Source organism: Bradyrhizobium sp. USDA 3397 (genome assembly GCF_054060965.1).
In genome coordinates this window covers 6504228-6522793 of the sequence record NZ_JBSSDS010000001.1, presented here as the reverse complement: position 1 = coordinate 6522793, position 18566 = coordinate 6504228, and the positions used below count along the sequence as shown (strand labels likewise).

General features: G+C 63.6%; 16 protein-coding genes and 1 tRNA gene. 6 read left to right on the top strand and 11 right to left on the bottom strand.

The annotated features are described in order from the left end of the window. The first annotated feature begins 148 nt into the window (after positions 1-148). The gene (locus ACVWYQ_RS30245; RefSeq protein WP_275509187.1) at positions 149-568 is read left to right on the top strand and encodes a CBS domain-containing protein; all 420 of its coding nucleotides are present in this window, start codon (positions 149-151) and stop codon (positions 566-568) included. A 319-nt stretch (positions 569-887) separates the two neighbouring features. Here the strand turns inward: ACVWYQ_RS30245 and ACVWYQ_RS30240 are convergent, their stop codons facing one another. From ACVWYQ_RS30240 to ACVWYQ_RS30230, 3 genes are all read right to left on the bottom strand, one after another. Further along, the gene (locus ACVWYQ_RS30240; RefSeq protein WP_404543823.1) at positions 888-2705 is read right to left on the bottom strand and encodes a DEAD/DEAH box helicase; all 1818 of its coding nucleotides are present in this window, start codon (positions 2703-2705) and stop codon (positions 888-890) included. 117 nt (positions 2706-2822) lie between these two features. Continuing rightward, a tRNA-Glu gene (locus tag ACVWYQ_RS30235) sits at positions 2823-2897 on the bottom strand. Positions 2898-2954: 57 nt separating this feature from the next. Beyond that, positions 2955-3299 (bottom strand): hypothetical protein, encoded by a 345-nt coding sequence (locus tag ACVWYQ_RS30230; protein WP_404543849.1) that lies wholly within the window; start codon positions 3297-3299, stop codon positions 2955-2957. Between ACVWYQ_RS30230 and ACVWYQ_RS30225 the strand changes: the two genes are divergently transcribed. Together ACVWYQ_RS30225 and rpoH are read left to right on the top strand one after the other, a co-directional pair. Beyond that, on the top strand, positions 3298-4305 hold the full coding sequence (locus tag ACVWYQ_RS30225; RefSeq protein WP_271538871.1) for an RluA family pseudouridine synthase: 1008 nt from the start codon (positions 3298-3300) through the stop codon (positions 4303-4305). The two genes, ACVWYQ_RS30230 and ACVWYQ_RS30225, sit on opposite strands and share 2 nt — an antisense overlap. Positions 4306-4523: 218 nt before the next feature. Continuing rightward, complete coding sequence (rpoH, locus tag ACVWYQ_RS30220) at positions 4524-5423, top strand: RNA polymerase sigma factor RpoH (protein ID WP_157285013.1); 900 nt, start codon at positions 4524-4526, stop codon at positions 5421-5423. A gap of 121 nt (positions 5424-5544) precedes the next feature. Here the strand turns inward: rpoH and ACVWYQ_RS30215 are convergent, their stop codons facing one another. The 4 genes from ACVWYQ_RS30215 to ACVWYQ_RS30200 form a co-directional block, all read right to left on the bottom strand. Continuing rightward, positions 5545-6171 carry a peptidoglycan recognition protein family protein gene (locus tag ACVWYQ_RS30215; RefSeq protein WP_157285014.1) on the bottom strand — a complete coding sequence of 209 codons (627 nt, stop codon included), beginning with the start codon at positions 6169-6171 and terminating at the stop codon, positions 5545-5547. Between the two features lie 34 nt (positions 6172-6205). Continuing rightward, entirely contained in the window at positions 6206-7405 is a 1200-nt protein-coding gene (locus tag ACVWYQ_RS30210) for a GGDEF domain-containing protein (protein WP_404543853.1), read from the bottom strand. Between the two features lie 708 nt (positions 7406-8113). Further along, positions 8114-8725 (bottom strand): LysE family translocator, encoded by a 612-nt coding sequence (locus ACVWYQ_RS30205; RefSeq protein WP_404543856.1) that lies wholly within the window; start codon positions 8723-8725, stop codon positions 8114-8116. Positions 8726-8769: 44 nt separating this feature from the next. Continuing rightward, complete coding sequence (locus tag ACVWYQ_RS30200) at positions 8770-9144, bottom strand: response regulator (protein WP_404543858.1); 375 nt, start codon at positions 9142-9144, stop codon at positions 8770-8772. 121 nt (positions 9145-9265) lie between these two features. On the opposite strand from ACVWYQ_RS30200, the gene ACVWYQ_RS30195 reads away from it, so the two are divergent. Then, the gene (locus tag ACVWYQ_RS30195; protein WP_404543860.1) at positions 9266-10096 is read left to right on the top strand and encodes an SDR family NAD(P)-dependent oxidoreductase; all 831 of its coding nucleotides are present in this window, start codon (positions 9266-9268) and stop codon (positions 10094-10096) included. Positions 10097-10226: 130 nt separating this feature from the next. Here the strand turns inward: ACVWYQ_RS30195 and ACVWYQ_RS30190 are convergent, their stop codons facing one another. Continuing rightward, complete coding sequence (locus ACVWYQ_RS30190; protein WP_404543863.1) at positions 10227-11033, bottom strand: lytic murein transglycosylase; 807 nt, start codon at positions 11031-11033, stop codon at positions 10227-10229. 616 nt (positions 11034-11649) lie between these two features. On the opposite strand from ACVWYQ_RS30190, the gene ACVWYQ_RS30185 reads away from it, so the two are divergent. Continuing rightward, on the top strand, positions 11650-11886 hold the full coding sequence (locus tag ACVWYQ_RS30185) for a hypothetical protein (protein ID WP_404543865.1): 237 nt from the start codon (positions 11650-11652) through the stop codon (positions 11884-11886). A gap of 127 nt (positions 11887-12013) precedes the next feature. Here the strand turns inward: ACVWYQ_RS30185 and ACVWYQ_RS30180 are convergent, their stop codons facing one another. After that, positions 12014-12508 carry a hypothetical protein gene (locus ACVWYQ_RS30180; RefSeq protein WP_404543867.1) on the bottom strand — a complete coding sequence of 165 codons (495 nt, stop codon included), beginning with the start codon at positions 12506-12508 and terminating at the stop codon, positions 12014-12016. Between the two features lie 318 nt (positions 12509-12826). On the opposite strand from ACVWYQ_RS30180, the gene ACVWYQ_RS30175 reads away from it, so the two are divergent. Continuing rightward, positions 12827-13819 carry an ABC transporter substrate-binding protein gene (locus tag ACVWYQ_RS30175; protein ID WP_404543870.1) on the top strand — a complete coding sequence of 331 codons (993 nt, stop codon included), beginning with the start codon at positions 12827-12829 and terminating at the stop codon, positions 13817-13819. 223 nt (positions 13820-14042) lie between these two features. On the opposite strand, the gene rpoD is transcribed toward ACVWYQ_RS30175, so the two are convergent. Then, positions 14043-16184, bottom strand: coding sequence for an RNA polymerase sigma factor RpoD (gene rpoD / locus ACVWYQ_RS30170; RefSeq protein WP_157285029.1), 2142 nt, complete (start codon positions 16182-16184; stop codon positions 14043-14045). A 378-nt stretch (positions 16185-16562) separates the two neighbouring features. Then, a complete protein-coding gene (gene dnaG, locus ACVWYQ_RS30165; protein WP_404543872.1) occupies positions 16563-18560 on the bottom strand; it encodes a DNA primase in 1998 nt (665 codons plus the stop codon). Positions 18561-18566: the final 6 nt, after the last annotated feature.

The following is an 18566-nucleotide window of genomic DNA, read 5'->3' as shown; positions in this document are numbered from 1 at the left end:
CGGGAACTCTAGCCGCAAGATCGCCGTCATACCGTTCCGCAGGGTGGCGGCGAGAGTGTCTGCGCTTTGTCTTCTGGTCGGAGTTCGGAGGATGGGGGTGCCGCTGCATTGCATCAACGCACTTGAAACCCACGAACGGAGGCTCACCATGAAAGTCAAAGACGTGATGCACAAGGGTGTCGACTGGGTCAGCCCCGACACGCCAATCACCGAGATTGCCAAACTGATGCGGGCGCATGACATCGGCTGCATTCCGATTGGCGAGGATGACAAGCTGGTCGGAATGGTGACCGACCGCGACATCGTCTGCAAAGGACTCGCGAGCCACAGCTTCGATGCCGGCCGCGCGACGGCACGTGACGTGATGACCGAGGGCATCCATTGCTGCCGCGAGGACGATGACCTCGCCAAGGCGATGCATCATATGGAGAAGCTGCAGGTCCGCAGGCTGCCGGTGATCAACAAGAGCAAGCGGATGGTTGGCATCATCAGCCTGGGTGACATCAGCCATTCCTCATCGGGTGACATGCTCACCGAGACCGTCAGAAGCGTTTCGGCGCATCACTGAAGTTACCGCCAAAACGTATGGCCACGGCTCCTCTCGCGATCCCCCCGAATAGGGTTGGGGGGGAGCCCGAGGCATGCGCTCGTGGTGCAACCGTCGCGCGGCGCAGAAGCGACGACGCGATGCGGCTCATTTTGCGCCGGAGTGAATGCAAGTTGCGCCGGAATGGATGCAGGGCCCGTTCACTCGATCACGTCATCATCGATGACGCTGCGACGCGCAACCTACCACGATGTGTTCTTTCAAATGCGGGCCTGCAGCGGGCGATCCGCCGCTCGATTGACTGCACTGCCGCGTGAAAGAGCGCCTGCACAGCGTCGGGCTACGCGATCAAGCGCTGCACCAATGCCGACTCGCTCGAATACGTCAGGAGCGCCTCGTGAGTTGCACGGGTCACCCCGACATAGGTCAGCCGGACACATTCCTCGACGGTCTCGCCGTGGCGGCCGAGCAGGCCCAAGCCGGTGATGGCGACGCAGGGAAACTCCAGCCCTTTCGCGCTGTGCATGCTCAGGAATCGCACGGCGACCCGCTTGACCGAAACGCGGTTGCGATTGTCCTTGGCGATGTCGATCGGCGCACCATGCCCAGAGAGAATCTGCGCGACCCGTCCGCCGATCCAGTGCTCCGGGTAGAGACACGCCATCTGCGACCACTCGTAGCCGGCTTTCTTACGGTCGAGAAACCACTCGGCAACGCAGTGAGCTTCTGCGTCGATGCTCACGCACCGCCGCACATCCGGCTCCAGTCCCTGCCGACCCGCATCTTCGGGCAGCAGGATGGCGTGTTCGTCGTCGGCCGTGATGCCGGGAGCGCCGATAACGTCCGCGGCGAAGCGTCTCGCGAAGGCAACGATTTGGGCGGTGTTGCGATAGTTCACCTTCAGTACGGTCGTTCTGCCCTTTGCTTCAATGCCGAGCTGGCTCCAGACCGGCCGTTCACGCCCCTTATAGATAGCCTGGATATCGTCGTAGACGACCATCAGCGCCTTGGTGCGCGGGTTCACCATCTTGGCCGCAAGCGCGAGCCATTGCGGTTCGAAGTCGTGCGCCTCGTCGATCAGGACCGCGTCGTACTGCTCCGCCGGGATATGGCCGTGATCGACCGCCTTCACGACCTCTGAAACGCTCGCAGCCAGGCGCTCCGCGTAGTCCGGATAGTCTCGCTCGGATGGGGCGACAATCCCGTACGTCCGCAGCATCCGGTAGCACCACGAGTGGAAGGTGAGAACCTGAACGCGGTCCTCGACGCCTCTGCTCTGCATGGCATCTTCGAGCCGGCCGGCGATGCCGTTGGCGTAACACAGGATCAGCACCGGCTTTGCCGCCGCACGTGCCAGATACTCGGCGCGAAAAGCGAGGATCAGGGTCTTGCCCGATCCGGCGACGCCGCGAATGATGCGATGCCCCTCGCCCAGGCTGCGCGCGAACTGCTCCTGATGAAGGTCCATGACCGCGAGCGTCCGATCCGAAGAATCGGCGCGAGGCGCATCGTCCAAAGGCAGGGCAATCTGTCGTATCCGAACCTCCGGAAACAGCAGCGCGCGCAGGCGGTCGAATTGCGGCATGGACAGCGGCTCTTCGACACGCGGATGAACCATGCGCCACAATTTCGAACGGAATTCCTCGGGGTCCGCGCCCTCGGTCATCTCGTCCTTGAACAGACAGAGATGCTCGGAGAACACCTCCTTGAGATCGGTCTGATCGAACTGCTTGCGGGTGATGTTCGTGAACACGGCCCCGAAGCCGAACGGAACAATGGACCGGCCCGCGAGGCGATGCCCCGGCGGAAACAACAATTGCCCGTCGCGCTCCAGCGTTCGCACGACCTCGAACGTATATTTGCGAGCCTGCTCGAGCGGATTGCTTTCCCGCACCGCACCACGGCTCGTCAGCAGCTCGACCTTCGTCTTGTCCGCCGAAACGATCGTCTCCAGGCGCCAGTCTTTCACCTCGAGCACGAGCAGGCCGTTCGCGGGATGAATGATGATGAAATCCGGATGCCGGTTGCGAGGGCCGACGGGCAGGTTGTGCCAAACGACGGCGTTCTCCTCGAGGAAGTCCTTCAATCGTTCCGCCAGTCGTAGCTCCCCACGGCTGTCGAAGCGTGCGAAGCCGAGACTCGGGATCAAGATAGCCATGTCACGGCCGCGAGCACCATTTGCGGACCGCCTCGTGAGCTACGTGCAACAGAGCGGCCGCTCCAGGCTCACATGGTTGCCTAGAATGTGCAGGTTTTCAATGGCTTAGGATTTGGCTGGCGCTCCCTAGGGGAATCGAACCCCTGTTTCAGCCTTGAGAGGGCCGCGTCCTAACCGCTAGACGAAGGGAGCGTGAGGGCTAGCCAATAGCCTCGAAATTTGTCCGCCGCAAGGACCCCGAGGGGCCTTTTACGGCTCATTGGCGAATTTCAGCCGTCCGGCCGACTTCAGGGTAAGGGCATCGAAGGTGCGGATCTCGATGACCCCGCCGAGATCCAGCGTCACTACGAGGCGGTCGCCGGCGACCCCGGTCGAGACGATTTTCGCGCCCTTGGGCAGGGTGGCAGTGACATCGCTTGCCGCTTCGACCGCCCTTCCCTCCGACTTGAAAAGGCGGTAGCCCACCGCGATCAGCACGGCGCAGAACGCCAGCGCCGTGGTCAACCCCGCGATCAGCATCATCCGCCGCACCCGCGCGAACAGCGCGGCCTGCTCGGGGGTCGGTTCGGGAACAGCGGTATCAGACGTCGTCATGGAAAGCCCTGGGTCAGCGCAAAGGTTGGAGGTTGTGGTCGAAGGCTCCGAGGGCTCGGCCCGGCTCGACCGCGTGCTGGCGGCGCGCCTGCCGGAGCTGTCGCGATCGAGGCTGAAAGCCCTGATCCTGGCGGGCGCAGTGCACCTGAAGGCCTCCGCGGTCCGCGACCCCGCTTATCACGTCGCATCCGGCGATACGATCATAATCGACGTGCCGGAAGCGGCGCCCGCCGAGCCCAAGGGGGAGGACATCGCCCTCGATATCGTGTTCGAGGACGACGACATCGTCGTCCTCAACAAGCCCAAGGGCCTCGTCGTGCACCCCGCGGCCGGTCACGAGACCGGCACCCTGGTGAATGCGCTGATCGCCCATTGCGGCGCCTCGCTCTCCGGCATCGGCGGCGTGCGCCGGCCCGGGATCGTGCACCGGCTCGACAAGGACACGACCGGGCTGATGGTGGTTGCCAAGAACGATCTCGCCCACGCTTCATTGACGGCGCAATTCGCCGATCACGGCCGCACCGGCGCGATGCGGCGCGGCTACATGGCATTCGCCTGGGGCGTGCCGAACCGGCACCGCGGCACCGTCGATGCGCCGATCGACCGGCATCCGCATGCACGCGAGAAGATGGCCGTGCGCCAGGGTGGCCGCGAGGCGGTGACGCATTGGGAAATCCTGGAGAGCTTTCATGGACGCGACGGCAAGGGCGTCGCCGCCCTGCTCGCCTGCGAGCTCGAGACCGGCCGCACCCATCAGATCCGCGTCCATCTCGCCCATATCGGCCACCCCCTGATGGGCGATGCCGTCTATGGCCCGCATTTCAAGACCAAGGCCAACCAGCTCGGCCCCGACTCGCAGGCGGCTTTGGCGGCGCTGGGGCGTCAGGCCTTGCACGCTTACCTGCTGGTGTTGGAGCACCCGAGGACGGGAGAATTACTGCACTGGGAGGCGCCTTTGCCGGAGGATTTGCTTCTCCTGGAACGGGCGCTCCAGGCGGCGCTATGACGCAGGCCGCTTCAGAAAGCCTTTACATTACAAAAAGTTATAGCTGCCACACGGGGACGTGACGTCAGCAATCCTTCCCTTTTTGACTCCCGATGGGGTATATTGCGTCTGCGTTGAAATGACCAACGCGGAACATCGCAGCTACGGCCGGCTTTAACACAGCGGTCGTCTGCCTGGCCCGCCGCTATCGGGGGCCTGAACCTTTTGGAGGGCGCACTATGGCCCGTACCGCTGCTTTGCCGGTCCTCAATGGAGAATCCGGCCTTTCTCGCTACCTCGCCGAGATCCGCAAATTCCCGATGCTGGAACCGCAGGAGGAGTACATGCTCGCCAAGCGTTGGCGCGAGCATGACGATCGCGACGCGGCACACCAACTCGTCACCAGCCATCTGCGCCTCGTGGCCAAGATCGCCATGGGTTATCGCGGCTACGGCCTGCCGATCTCCGAGGTCGTCTCGGAAGGCAATGTCGGGCTGATGCAGGCGGTGAAGCGATTCGAACCCGAGAAGGGATTCCGTCTCGCCACCTACGCCATGTGGTGGATCAAGGCGTCGATTCAAGAGTACATCCTGCGTTCGTGGTCGCTCGTGAAGATGGGCACCACCGCGAACCAGAAGAAGCTGTTCTTCAACCTTCGCAAGGCGAAGAGCAAGATCAACGCGCTGGACGAAGGCGATCTCCGCCCCGACCAGGTCAAGATGATCGCCAAGCGCCTCGGCGTCACCGATCAGGACGTGATCGACATGAACCGCCGACTCGGTGGCGATGCGTCGCTCAACGCACCGATCCGCGACGACGGCGAAGCCGGCGAATGGCAGGACTGGCTGGTCGACAACACGCCCAACCAGGAAGCCATGATGGCGGAGCACGAGGAGTATGATCACCGCCGTGACGCGCTGAACGGCGCCATGGGCGTGCTCAACCCGCGCGAACGCCGCATCTTCGAGGCCCGCCGCCTCGCCGATGAGCCGATGACGCTGGAAGACCTTGCTGCCGAGTTCGGCGTGTCGCGCGAGCGCGTCCGCCAGATCGAGGTCCGCGCCTTCGAGAAGGTGCAGTCCGCGGTCAAGGGCACGATCGCAAAGGCCGAACAGGCCGCGCTGGAAGCCGCGCACTAAGCGCGGCGGTTCAGCGCCCCAGATTGGCGGATCGAGAGAGACGAAAAGCCGGCGGCAACGCCGGCTTTTTTGTTGGTGTGATGCGAACTGCGCCCGATAGCGGTGCGTGTGGGCACACCGCCTATTCCCCCCATTGCCTTGCCATCGTCGCGAGCGTGCAGCCTTCGCAATAGCGGGCGTCCTTGTAGTCGATCCAGTTGTGCGCGTAGACCCGCTCGAGCGGGATGTCGTAGCGCGCGCGCAGCACCTTGACGAGGATCTTCCACGCCGCGACCTGTGCCGCCGTCGGCCCCGTCGTCACGTCGGGATAATTGCCGGCGAACTCGACGCCGATCGAATTGTCGCGCAGGACCTGGCGATAGGTCGGACGATTGTCGATGTACTTGTTGTCGTTGCGGTTGGCGCCATCGCCGTGGGTCGGCACGAGGTTCTCGGCGACCGCCCAATAGACCGTGCCGTCGGTCTCGACCCAGACCGTGACGCCGCGCCGCGTCGGGTTCTTCGCCTGCGCCTGCGCGCCGCCGCGGGCCGAGCCCGCAGGTCCCTCGGTCTGGTGCACGATGATGTTGCGCCAGGATCTTGCGCTAGCGACGTCGCCCCACGGCGCCAGCCAGACGATCTTCAAGCCGGGGATGTCGGGCGTGCCGGAGGCGCGCGCGAGCCTGGCGAGTTCGGCATCCGCAGCAGCGGCGGGGACGATCGGAAGGAGAGCGACCAGGACGGCCACGAGCAGGCGAAACGTCATCATGCAAGGTCCCATGCGACCTCGAGCCTAACAGGCTTTACGCGAATGTCCTCACCGTCCCGACAGACTCGGGCGACAGCCGCGGGGCGGGGTCATAGACCGCAAAATCGTTCTTGCCGTTCTTCTTGGCGGCATAGAGGGCGTGGTCGGCATTGGCCATCAGGCGGTCCGGGAATTGCCCGATGCCGCGGTCCCACTCCGCAACACCGATCGAGATCGCAATCTGAATGTCGCGGCCGCTGCAGCTGGCGGCGTCCTGACGGCAGACTTCGAGCACGCGGCGGGCGATCGCGGCAGCCTCGCGCAGCGACGAGGACGGCAGCACGATGCAGAACTCGTCGCCACCGGTGCGGGCGAGCATGTCGCCGGGCCGCAGTCGCGTCTGCGCCGTCAGGGTGAAGTGCCTGAGGCAGGCATCGCCGGCGGCATGGCCGTGGGTGTCGTTGATGGTCTTGAAGCCGTCGAGGTCGATCAGCAGCAGCGAGAACGGCTCACCGCTGCGCTCCGACCGTGCGCATTCCTCCGACAGACGCTTCAGCAGATGCCGCCGGTTGGCCACGCCGGTGAGATCGTCGAGCAGCGCGAGGTCGGCGACCTCGCCTCGCAAGCTGTCCATCGCCATCAACAGGAAGCCGAAATTAAGGGTCATCGACAGGAACAGCAGCCCGAGCACCATGATCGCATGGGCCTGGCCGCCGGCGCGCGCCGAGAGATCATAGCCAAGCATATTGCCCACGGTGCGCGCGAGCAGAATCGCGATGATGCTGAGGATGACGATGCCGGACAGCTTGGCGCCCGGGCTGACGCGGCCTTCCGGCGACAACAACAGACGCAGCGCCAGCATCAGCGGCAGGGCCTGACCGAACGTGTAGCTCAGCATGCGCAGCTGCATGTGCTCGAAGCCGACCATGAAGAGCACGACGCCGACAAGGCTCAAGCACCCCGTCGCGGTCATCAGGCGCCACGAGACCGGACGGTCGTAGAAGCGCTGAATGCCCATGGCGGCAAGGCAGCTCGCAGCGATGACGCCGCCGGCGCCGAGCAGCAGCGGCAGGGGAGAGGCGACGAACAGACGGATCAAGGCCGTCATCGCGCCGGCGGCACCGACGAAGGCCGATGCCATCCAGAACCGCGCAGCCACGAAATTCGGATAGGAACGCGTCACGTAGGCCCAGATCACGCCGAGCGCCAGGAAGTTGACGACGAAGACCGTCCACAATGTCGGTACGTTCAGCATGACGCGTACAGCACGCGCAGCGTCCCGCCCCCCGATCCCGGCAGCCGTCCGTCCATGACCCATCCCCGTTTTCTTGCGGAAGACAATGCGATGGTTGCGCTTAATGGAGTCTCACTGCGGCTCGCGAAAACGCGCCCTTGGTTTTGGATTCATGAACGGCACGCGGCTATTGCCGGATCGTTAAGGCTGTCGCGGCCGATGGCCGTGCTGACGCGTGGAGCGGATTCGCGCCAAAAATCACCCGAAAATGCATCTGAGCTGTGGATAACAGGATGACACGGATGTGACGACGCGGGGCAGCCGGCTCCGAATCTGCTGAGTTTGTCGTCGAGGATGTTGCGAGGCTGGCCCTCCGCCGAGCACCCTCGTGTCGCGTTCCACCATTTAACCCTTGAGAGGATACTATGGCTAAGAAAGCGAAGAAGGCGACGAAGAAGAAGGCGAAAAAGGCCAAGAAGGCGAAGAAGAAGTAACGAGGCTTCTGTTTCTTTGCCCGGGTGGAGCGAGCTCCGCCCGGGCGTCGGATCGATCGCAGGCGGCGGGCGCAAGGCCCGCTTTTTTATTGTGCGAGAGTTCGAAGTGTACCCGCTCTAACAGCGTCATGGCCGGGCTTGTCCCGGCCATCCACGCCTTGCCGCACGGTCCGAAGAACGTGGATGCCCGGGACAAGCCCGGGCATGACGAGACCTTTCGAGAGGTGACGAAGACCTACCGCTCCGACAAGGCCAGCTTGGCGCCGAGCGCGGCGAAGCCGGCGGCAAAGGAGCGGCGCAGCCAGGCCATGACGGCCGGGCGGGAGATGACGCGCTCGCGCACCGCGGCGGCGCAGAAGCCGTAGAGGACGAACACCGCAAAGGTCATCGCCATGAAGGCGCCGCTCAATTCCAGCATGCGCGCCAGCACATGGGCCTCGTCTGCCGCAATGAATTGCGGCAGGAAGGCGAGAAAGAAGATCGACAGTTTTGGATTGAGGATGTTGATCAGGAAGCCGGTGACGATGACGCGGCTGCTCGACCGCTCGCGGATGTCGCCGCCAACCGCCAGCGCCCCGGTCTCGCGCAGCGCCTGCCAGGACATATAGAGCAGATAGGCGACGCCGCACCATTTCAGCGCGGCGAAGGCGAGCGCGCTGGTGTGGAGCACGGCGGCAAGACCGAGCATCGCCGCCGCCATGTGCGGCACGATGCCGAGCGTGCAGCCGAAGGCGGCCGCCACGCTGGCGCGCGAACCGCGGGTCAGCGCTGCGGCGAGCGTGTAGAGCACGCCGGTGCCGGGGGAAGCGATGACGATGAGCGAGGTGAGCAGGAAGGACCAGGTCATGGTCCGACCTTATCACCGCAGGGCGCTGCGAGAAAGCGGGCGCGTCAGGACAGCTGAGCGATCTCGGCCTCGCGCAGCACGTCGAGCGGCGCCCAGGGCTTGGCCCAGAACTTGGCGCCGTCGGGCAAGGGCTGCTTCAACGGGCGTCCCGACGTGACGACGACGTCGAGCTTGGGATTGCGGTGCTTGGCGACATGTGCGAGCTCGACGCCGTTCATGCGGCCGGCAAGCTGGACGTCGGTCAGCATCAGGCAGAGCGCGCCGGCGTTCCTGTCGAGCACGCGCTCGGCGGCCTCGGCGCTTTCGCACTGGATGACCTGGTAACCGCTCTCCTCCAGCAGGACGCAAAGCATCTCCCGCTGCATGGCGTCGTCTTCAACAATCAGCGCAGTCGCGCGAAATGGCGTCGCTTGTCCCATCGGCGGCTCCTCATGCATGCCTCCATAACGAATGTTAAAAACGGAGGCCGGATACGGTTCGGTTCCATTCTGAAAAAATGTAAAGCATAGTTCCCGCATCAGGGGCTTGACGGGGAACATCATGACGACGATTCGGGGCGCCGCCGCCATCACGGGAGCGGCGAGCGGCATCGGCCGGGCGCTGGCCATCGAGCTCGCGCAGCGCGGCTGCGACCTCGCGCTGGCCGATCGCGACGAGGGCGGATTGAAGGCGCTCGGAGCAGAGATCGGAACAGCGCGCAAGGTCAGCCTGCATCACGTCGACGTCGGCGAGCCCGACGACGTCGTGCAGTTCGCGCGCGAGGCCATCGCCGCGCATCCCGCCCTCGGCATCGTCGTCAACAATGCCGGCGTTGCGCTGATGGGCACGTTCGAGGAGATCGACCAGGCCCAGATGGACTGGCTGTTCGACATCAATTTCTGGGGCGTGGTGCACGGCACGCGCGCCTTCCTGCCGCACCTGAAGACGATGAGCGAGGCCCACATCGTCAACCTTTCCTCGATCTTCGGCATCATCGCCCCGCCGGGCCAATCGGCCTATGCCGCGGCGAAGTTCGCGGTGCGCGGCTTCTCCGAGAGCGTGCGGCACGAGCTCAGCGTCGCGGGCAGCCCGGTGAAGCTGTCGGTCGTGCATCCCGGCGGCATCGCCACCGCGATCGCGCGCAACGCCCGCACCGGCGTCGGCATCACCGACAATGCCCGCCGCGCGCAATCGATCGAACGGTTCGAGAACGCGGCGAAGACCTCGCCGAAGGACGCGGCACTGCGCATCATCAGGGGCATCGAGCGGAACGAGCCGCGCATCCTGATCGGCAACGACGCCCGCTTCATGGACCTGCTGCAGCGTTTCCGCCCGGGAACCTATTGGGCGCCCTTGCAGCGGAAGCTGGAGAAGATGGCGAAGGGGACGTAGGCTGGGAGAGACGTGTCTCTCCGCCGTCATTGCGAGGAGCCCTTGCGACGAAGCAATCCAGACTGTCTCTGCGATTCTGGATTGCTTCGCTGCGCTCGCAATGACGGATGTGGCCGGCGGAGTGCCGCCGTCACTGCCCCATCAGCCGGTCCGCGAAATAGCCGATCGTCTTGCGATAGACCACCGCCCTGTTCCACTCACGCATCGCCTCGAAGTTCGACGTTCCCTCGCCATAGGGCTGGCCCATCTTGAAGCCGCTCGTGTGCAACAGGTTCGCGGTCGAGGCGAGCACGTCGGGGATGCTGTGGCGGAGGTCGACATGGCCGTCGCCGTCGAAATCGACGCCGTACTTGATGTAGGACGACGGCAAGAACTGGGTCTGGCCGATCTCGCCTGCATAGGCGCCGATCATGTCGCGCAGCTGCAGGTCGCCGCGTTGTACGATCTTGAGCGCGGCCAGCAGCTCGCCCTGGAACAGATCGGTGCGGCGGCAATCATGCGCGAGCGTCGCCAGCGTGCGGACCACCGGCAGCTTGCCGGTGTCGCCCTTGCCGAAATCGCTCTCGAGCCCCCAGATCGCGACGAGGATATAACGGGGCACGCCGAACTTCTGCTCGACGCGCGACAGCAGCGCGGCATGCCGCTGCAGCATCGCGCGCCCGCCATTGATGCGGCCCGGGCCGACGCGGGTCGCGACGTACTGCTCGAAGGTCTTGTTGAAGGTGTAGCGCTGGCGCCGGTCAAAGGCGAGAACCGCAGGGTCGGGTGTCACGCCACCGAGCGCCGCATTGGTCACACTCCCCGAGACGCCGGCGGCCTGCGCCTCCTGCGCCATGCTGGCGATGAAGCCGTTGAAATCGCCGCCGCAGCGGGCGGCCTGCGCCGCCCCGCCGGAGAGAAGCACGACGAAGGCAGCGGCGAGAAGCAGTCTCAGCATGTGGAGCAATCCCCCAGGAATCCCAGCGAAGCAGCGCTGAGGATCATGCCCGGGAACGGGATTCGCGTCAAAGCGACCGGATCGATCATAGCGGTGTCCGCTACCCGGCGCCGAAACAAAAACTGCAAAACAACCCCATGCACAGTAGACGTCAAGCGATGGCGTTTGCTATTTTTCCGAAACGACCTTGACCGTCGGGCAAAACAGTGCTATTGTGGCAACATCGCAGATTGCAGCCGTTGACGCCTAGGGGCTCTCGCCGCGCTTTCGAGGGCGCGGCAAGATGAACAAAGTACTTCGACGATCCGCCGCATCTGCTTTTCGAGATTGTGGGAAATTCACGATGGCCGTCAGCTGCATATCTGATGCGCGTGCTGCGACATCGTCACGCGACGATTGGCCTTGCCATCGCAGAGCGCAGGCGATAGCCTTCTATCTCAGGTTGTCGCCCCTGCCAGCCCCGGGCGACGCTGAAGCGATAAACGGCGGGCTTCGGCCCGCCGTTTATTCAAGGGCATGTATTGAAGGGGCTGGCGACGATCTCGAAAGTCATTTGCCCGAAAGTCATTGCCCTAAAGTCATTTGACTGCGGCGTCCTGATCGAGGACAAGCCGCCATGGCCAAAAAACCCGGAACCAACCCCAAAGGCGAATTCGCCTTCTTCAACGTCGTCTACGCCGACGAGTCCCAACGCTCCAACCGCCGCGTGCCGGCCGAGCTGCTCGGCGGCCTCGACGGCGACGAACCCGCCCGCGCCTTCATCATGGAGCAGGACCGCGAGATCGCGGAGAAGAGCGGCAAGCCGGCGCTGGAGATCAAGCGGATCGAACGGGTGGGGGCGAAGAAGAAGTAGGCGGGCCGTCATCCGAGGACTCCTCAGTCACCCGGCGTGGCGAGCCTCTTCATTCCATAGCCGACCGCTTTTGACCCAAAGCGAATTCTATTCCTGGTGAGGGGCAGATGGAATGTAAGTCGGCGCCTTAGCGTGCTACGGGCGTCGCGCGGACAACCCTGCCATTGCGGTCGGCATAAATCAGTCTGTCGTCAGCGAGGCGAATGGAGGATATCCGCGCGAAGGCCGACCCAGGGTCGCGCGGCGCCACAAAATCATCAGCCAGACGAAACCTTCCCCCTTCCAGCTTTTCCAGAACGAAATAGCGTTCCTTGGCGACTTGCGGGATTTCCATGAAGCGGACGGCAAACTCTCGTCCAACGGCGACAACGTCGTCATCGCTTCCCATGCCGTAGCCCGGAAACTTGATATTGCTGAGCTGACGCGCGACGTCGTGCCAGTCCGCGAAATCCGGGCCAACCTTCGCATCTGTCATCAGCTTCTCGACGCGCGGAATTTCCGATGCTGCAAGGTTGGCCGGATCGTTCTTGTAGTCGTCGTAATCGACATACTTCTTTGACAGCCGGATCTTCTCGCCACGGTAATCCATCTCATCGCTGCCGAACGCCTCGACATAGGCCATACGCCCGAGCACCACGGCGCCCACTGACGCCAGAAAGATACCTAGAGCGACTATCAACCTTCTGGATCGTGTCAACGTGCAATTCTCCAAGCTGCCCCTAAGGCGAGGACTCTATAACAACTAGCCTGCCATGCAGTCAGGCGCCATGACCGCCGTTGGCCCGTTGCTGGCCTTGAGCCTGATTGCCGTCGCGTCTGCTCTTGGGGGTAGGCCAGACAAACGGTAGGGCCGCTCCGCAGCCGATTTTGACCCAAAAGGGACATCCGGACTGGGATCTGCTACATTGTCTCAGTGCAGCCCTGGCACTGGGAGGGACACATGCGACGACGCGATTTCATTGCGTTTGTTGGTGTAGCATCCATGCTGCCTGCTGTGGCACACGGGCAACCTAGTAAAGTGCACCGGATGGCGATATTGCATCCATCGCACCCCGTAACAGAGCTAAACGAACTTAGCCGCTTTCGCTATTACCGGGAGTTCTTCAGGGAACTTCGTCGTCTTGGATATGTGGAAGGGAGCAATCTATTTATTGAACGCTTCTCCGGAGAAGGTCGCGTTGATGGTTATCCTAAGCTTGCGGGCGATGCCGCAGCTCTCAATCCAGACGTTGTTTTTGCGATTAGCGTTTCTCTGGTCCTTGCCATGAAGCACGCAACGCCAACAGTCCCCATCGTTGCCATGACCAGCGACCCCGTGGGTCACGGCATTGCGGCCAGCATCGCTCGGCCGGGCGGAAACATTACTGGCGTTACCGTCGATCCCGGCTTAGAGCTTTGGGCAAAACGCATCGAGATTCTGAGGGAGATTGCTCCTAAGATATCAAAACTCGGCATTTTAGCTACAAGAGCAAATCCGGAGGCAGCCGCAATGCGTGACGCGGCCGATAACGCCGGGATCACCGTTGTGGGCCCCTCTTATGTAGATAATGGGAGTGAGGAAGAATACCGAAATCTCATTGCGACAATGTCGCTGACAGGTGCCGATGCGCTCTTCGTCGACGGCAGTCCGGAGCACATTACAATGCGAAAACTAATCGTCGAGCTGGCGGCAAAGTCCCGATTGCCGACCATTTACCCGTTTCGTTCGTTTGTGGAAGCCGGCGGGCTGGTAGCTTATGGGATCGATCTGGTTGAGATTTTTCGGCGTGCCGCCGGTGCCATTGACCAAGTTCTTAGGGGCTCAAAGCCGGCCGACATTCCGTTTTATCAGCCGACAAAGTTCGAGCTCATCATCAATCGCGCGGCTGGAAAGGAAATCGGAGTAGTGTTCTCTGAGCAGCTACTTGCACGGGCCGACGAAGTGATCGAATGAGAAGTGTTCATTGACCGCTTTTGGCCCATCTCGGAAGTCGGGCACCGTCCGCTCTTTCGTTGCTGTTGGAAGCGGACATGGGTCGGGCAATCGCCCTGGTGAGTACAAACTGCAGCCTGGATTGCTTCGTCGCAAGCGCTCCTCGCAATGACGGGGCGAGAGCCGGGTCAAAGAAAAACGGCGGGCTGTTGGCCCGCCGTTTTCGTTCCGATTGAAATTCGGATCAATTATCCAAGAAGCTCCGCAGCTTCCGCGACCTGCTCGGATGCTTCAGCTTCCTCAGCGCCTTCGCTTCGATCTGGCGGATACGCTCGCGCGTCACGCTGAACTGCTGTCCCACCTCTTCCAGCGTATGATCCGTGTTCATACCGATGCCGAAGCGCATGCGGAGCACGCGCTCTTCGCGCGGGGTGAGCGAGGCGAGGACGCGCGTGGTGGTCTCGCGCAGGTTGGACTGGATCGCCGCGTCGATGGGCAGGATCGCGTTCTTGTCCTCGATGAAATCGCCGAGATGTGAATCCTCTTCGTCACCGACCGGCGTCTCCAGCGACAGCGGCTCCTTGGCGATCTTGAGGACCTTGCGGACCTTCTCCAGGGGCATGCCGAGCTTTTCGGCGAGCTCTTCCGGGGTCGGCTCGCGGCCGATCTCGTTGAGCATCTGCCGGCTCGTGCGCACGATCTTGTTGATCGTCTCGATCATGTGCACGGGGATGCGGATGGTGCGGGCCTGGTCCGCGATGCTGCGGGTGATCGCCTGCCGAATCCACCACGTGGCGTAGGTCGAGAACTTGTAGCCGCGGCGGTACTCGAACTTGTCGACCGCCTTCATCAGGCCGATGTTGCCTTCCTGGATCAGATCGAGGAACTGCAGGCCGCGGTTGGTGTACTTCTTGGCGATCGAGATCACGAGACGGAGGTTGGCTTCCACCATCTCCTTCTTGGCCTGGCGGGCCTCGCGCTCGCCCTTCTGCACGGAGTGCACGATCTTGCGGAACTCGACGATCTCGAGGCCGGTCAGCGCGGCGAGCTGATGCACCTCGTGGCGGAGGTCCTTGATGCGGTCCTTCTCGTGGTGGACGAAGTTCTTCCAGCCCTTGGCCGAGAGCTTCGAGACGCGGTTGAGCCAGCGCGGGTCTAGCTCAGAGCCGGTGTAGTTGCGCAGAAAGTCCTCGCGCGCGACGCCGTGGCTGTCGGCAAGGCGCATCAGGCGGCCCTCGTGCGAGACGAGGCGCTTGTTGATGTCGTAGAGCTGCTCGACGAGCGAATCGATACGCGCCTGGTTGAGGCGCAGCGACTTCACCTCGACGATGATCTCGTCCTTCAGCTTCTTGTACTTGCGCTCCTGGTGCGGCGAGAGCGACTCGTTCTGAAGCTGGTTCTGGATGTCCTGCTCCTGAAGCTTGCGCAGCTTCTTGTAGCTGTCGGCGATGCGGTCGAAGATCTCGACCACCTTCGGCTTGAGCTCGGCCTCGATCGCCGCGAGCGACATCTGGTTCTCGAACTCGTCGTCGTCCATGTCGGATTCGGCCGCGGCCTCGCCCGGATCCTTCTCCTCGCCGGCATCAGCACCGCCGCCGGCCGGCGCGGCGCGGAACGGGGTCGGCGACGGAGGCGCGGCGGGCGGCGCGACATGGGCGGGTGCGGCTGCAGACGCCGTGGCTTCGCCGCCCTCGGCGGGCGCTTCGCCGCCCTCGCCATTGGGACCTGCAATCATTGCGGCGTTCATGCCGCCCTTGGCGTCCGGGCCGGCATAGGTCGCTTCGAGATCGATGATGTCGCGGAGGAAGATCTTGCCCTCGTTGAGCTCGTCGCGCCAGATGATGATGGCCTGGAATGTCAGTGGGCTTTCGCAGAGGCCCGCGATCATCGCCTCGCGGCCGGCCTCGATGCGCTTCGCGATCGCGATTTCGCCTTCGCGGGAGAGCAGCTCGACCGTGCCCATCTCGCGCAGATACATGCGCACGGGATCGTCGGTGCGCTCGCCCGGCTCGCTCTTCTTGACCTCGGTGACGGCCTTCTGGGTGACCTCGACGAGCTCGTTATCGGTCTCGTCGTCGCCCTCGTCCTTCTCTTCCTCGCCTTCGGTGTCGTCGGCTTCGGTGACGTTGATGCCCATGTCCGAGAGCATCGACATGATGTCCTCGATCTGTTCGGGCGAGGTCTGGTCGGACGGCAAGACTTCGTTGAGCTGATCGAAGGTCACGAAGCCGCGCTTCTTGGCCTGCTTGATCATCTTCTTCACGGCCGCATCGGACAGGTCGAGCAAGGGCGAGGGCGCGTCCTGGGAATCCTTCTCCGGCGCATCCGCTGCCTTGTCGTCTTTTTCCTTGTCCTTCGCCTGCAGCGTCTTTGCCTTGGTGGCCATCCATTGCTCCTAAACGCGCTTCATGCGAGACGCATGCCCGCGCCTTCGCGTGAATTCACATGAACCTGTTGCTCGACGCTCTCGCTTCGGCAGCTCTCGACACGGAAAGGGCGGCGCACAAACCTCTCGCCACCCCCAACTCTCTCTCGCCGGAATTGCCTAACGCTTCGTCAGCCTCTTTGTCGCGGCGGATGCAGGTGTAGTGCCAACAGCGATTGCGCGGATTCATTCCTGACGCGTCTGTTATGCCTGCGGCCGCCTCTGGGCCAAAGTGCTACAAGACCGTTAAGCCTCGATTAACCCTGTTTTTGCCGCCAAACCTAGGATTTGGCGAGTCTTTTAGCGGTTCCAGCCGTGGCCGTCCGCATGATTCTTTCATCACATGCTCTTCTGGAGCCGGCCCGACAGCTCGCCAAAACCCTCGATCAGGGCCTCGGTACCGTCGACTTCCCCTATCCGAGCCTTGACGTCACGCAGCCACGCCAAATTGGCCTCGCTGGGATCCTCCCCCAAGGCCAGCTCGGCGTCTTTCAGCTCTCTAAGTAGTGAATGCCATTGCCGATGCAAGGCAACCAGCTGGTGCCAAGTGGCAAGAACGTCGTCCCGCGCCGCGCCCTCGCGGGCGGCCCACACCGCCTGGGTCGTGATGACATTCTCAACCCTTTGAAGAGTTTGAGAAAATCCGCCCTTTGCGAGGTCGCCGCGCATCTTTTCGGCCTGCTCGCCGGGGTCCGGCGAATGGTGATGGTCGTTGGCGAAGGCGGCGATGATGGCGGCCCGGAGCTTGTGGGCCTCCGGATGGGCCAGCTCCAGGGCGGCGACCTCCTCCAAATGCTCGTGCAGCAGCCAGGGGTGGTTGATCAGGGATTGCAGGATCAGCGCCTCCCGGCGGGAGATGGCGCTGCGCTGGCCCCGCAGGATCGGGCTTGCCGCCAGCTGCGGGCTCGCTGCCTGGTAGGGGCCGGAGGGCAGCGGGGTCGGACCCGGGGCGCCGCGACGGCCGCCGAACCCTTGTCCGCCGAATCGATTCGCCCCGCCCCGCGGCTGGAACGGGCGGCCGCCACCGGGGCGGAAATTGCCCCGGCCGCCAAAGCCGCGCCCGCCTTCGGGCGCGAAGGTGCGCTGCAGCCGCTCGACGAATTCGTCGCGATAATAGCGCCGCACCACCTCGTCGCGGATGCCGCCCGTGAGCTCCCTGATGCGGGCTTCAAGCGCGGCGCGCCGCTCGGGCGTTGCGAAATTGCCGCCCTCGAGCTCGCGCGACCAGATCATGTCGGCGAGCGGACGGGCAGCGCCGATCACCTCCTCGATCGCACCGCGCCCGCCGGAGCGCACGAGATCGTCGGGGTCCTGCCCTTCCGGCAGCAGCGCAAAGCGAAGACTCTTGCCGGGCGCGAGGAACGGCAAGGCAAGGTCCGCAGCACGATACGCCGCCTTCTGTCCGGCGCGGTCGCCGTCGAAGCAGAGGATCGGCTCGTCCGCCATCTTCCAGAGCAGCGCGAGCTGGCTCTCGGTGAGTGCGGTGCCGAGCGGCGCGACGCTGCCGGCAAAGCCGGCGGTGACCATGGCGATGACGTCGACATAGCCTTCGACCACGATCAGCGGGCTGCCGTCATGGGTGGCTTTGCGCGCAGTCTGGTGATTGTAGAGATTGTCGCCCTTATGGAAGAGCGGCGTCTCCGGCGAGTTCAGGTACTTGGCCGGAACGTCCTTCTCCAGCGCACGCCCGCCGAAGGCGATGACACGGCCGCGCAGATCGGTGATCGGAAACATCACGCGATCGCGGAAGCGATCGTAGGGAACGGGGATGTCGTCGCCGCCGATCAACAGGCCGGTCTCGATCATGTCCTCGACGGAGACGCCGAGCTTGCCGAGATGCTCCTTCAGCGCGAAGCGATCGGGCGGGGCATAGCCGAGGCGGAACTGCAATTGCGTCGCTGGCGAAATGGCGCGATCGGCGAGATAGCCGCGCGCTTTCGCGCCCACGCGCGAGGCCAGCGTCTCGGCGAAGAATTTCGCCGCGAGATCCATCACGTCATGCAGCGAGCGCCGCCGCTGCTCCTCGCGCGCGGCGTTGGGCGTCACCGCCGGCAGCGGCAGGCCCGCCATGTTGGCGAGCCGCTCCACGGCTTCCGCGAACGGCAGGCCGTCGGTCTCCATCACGAAGCTGATGATGTCGCCGTGCTTGCCCGAGGAGAAGTCGTGATAAAAACCCTTCTGGTCGTTGACGTAGAAGGACGGCGTCTTCTCCTGCTGGAACGGCGACAGCCCCTTCCACTCGCGCCCGGCCTTCTTCAGCTTGACGCGCTTGCCCACGACCTCGGAGACCGAAAGCCGGGCACGAAGCTCGTCGAGGAACTGGGGTGTGAAGCGCATGGGGCG

Excerpts from the sequence above, each read along its gene's own strand:
- ACVWYQ_RS30240 (WP_404543823.1), bottom strand. The coding sequence starts at position 2,705 with ATGGCTATCTTGATCCCGAGTCTCGGCTTCGCACGCTTCGACAGCCGT.
- ACVWYQ_RS30215 (WP_157285014.1), bottom strand. The coding sequence starts at position 6,171 with ATGATGACGTTTCGCCTGCTCGTGGCCGTCCTGGTCGCTCTCCTTCCG.
- ACVWYQ_RS30205 (WP_404543856.1), bottom strand. The coding sequence starts at position 8,725 with ATGACCTGGTCCTTCCTGCTCACCTCGCTCATCGTCATCGCTTCCCCC.
- ACVWYQ_RS30230 (WP_404543849.1), bottom strand. The coding sequence starts at position 3,299 with ATGACGACGTCTGATACCGCTGTTCCCGAACCGACCCCCGAGCAGGCC.
- ACVWYQ_RS30195 (WP_404543860.1), top strand. The coding sequence starts at position 9,266 with ATGACGACGATTCGGGGCGCCGCCGCCATCACGGGAGCGGCGAGCGGC.
- ACVWYQ_RS30190 (WP_404543863.1), bottom strand. The coding sequence starts at position 11,033 with ATGCTGAGACTGCTTCTCGCCGCTGCCTTCGTCGTGCTTCTCTCCGGC.
- ACVWYQ_RS30175 (WP_404543870.1), top strand. The coding sequence starts at position 12,827 with ATGCGACGACGCGATTTCATTGCGTTTGTTGGTGTAGCATCCATGCTG.
- dnaG (WP_404543872.1), bottom strand. The coding sequence starts at position 18,560 with ATGCGCTTCACACCCCAGTTCCTCGACGAGCTTCGTGCCCGGCTTTCG.
- ACVWYQ_RS30225 (WP_271538871.1), top strand. The coding sequence starts at position 3,298 with ATGGAAAGCCCTGGGTCAGCGCAAAGGTTGGAGGTTGTGGTCGAAGGC.
- ACVWYQ_RS30245 (WP_275509187.1), top strand. The coding sequence starts at position 149 with ATGAAAGTCAAAGACGTGATGCACAAGGGTGTCGACTGGGTCAGCCCC.
- ACVWYQ_RS30185 (WP_404543865.1), top strand. The coding sequence starts at position 11,650 with ATGGCCAAAAAACCCGGAACCAACCCCAAAGGCGAATTCGCCTTCTTC.
- ACVWYQ_RS30180 (WP_404543867.1), bottom strand. The coding sequence starts at position 12,508 with ATGGCCTATGTCGAGGCGTTCGGCAGCGATGAGATGGATTACCGTGGC.
- ACVWYQ_RS30200 (WP_404543858.1), bottom strand. The coding sequence starts at position 9,144 with ATGGGACAAGCGACGCCATTTCGCGCGACTGCGCTGATTGTTGAAGAC.
- rpoD (WP_157285029.1), bottom strand. The coding sequence starts at position 16,184 with ATGGCCACCAAGGCAAAGACGCTGCAGGCGAAGGACAAGGAAAAAGAC.
- ACVWYQ_RS30210 (WP_404543853.1), bottom strand. The coding sequence starts at position 7,405 with ATGCTGAACGTACCGACATTGTGGACGGTCTTCGTCGTCAACTTCCTG.
- rpoH (WP_157285013.1), top strand. The coding sequence starts at position 4,524 with ATGGCCCGTACCGCTGCTTTGCCGGTCCTCAATGGAGAATCCGGCCTT.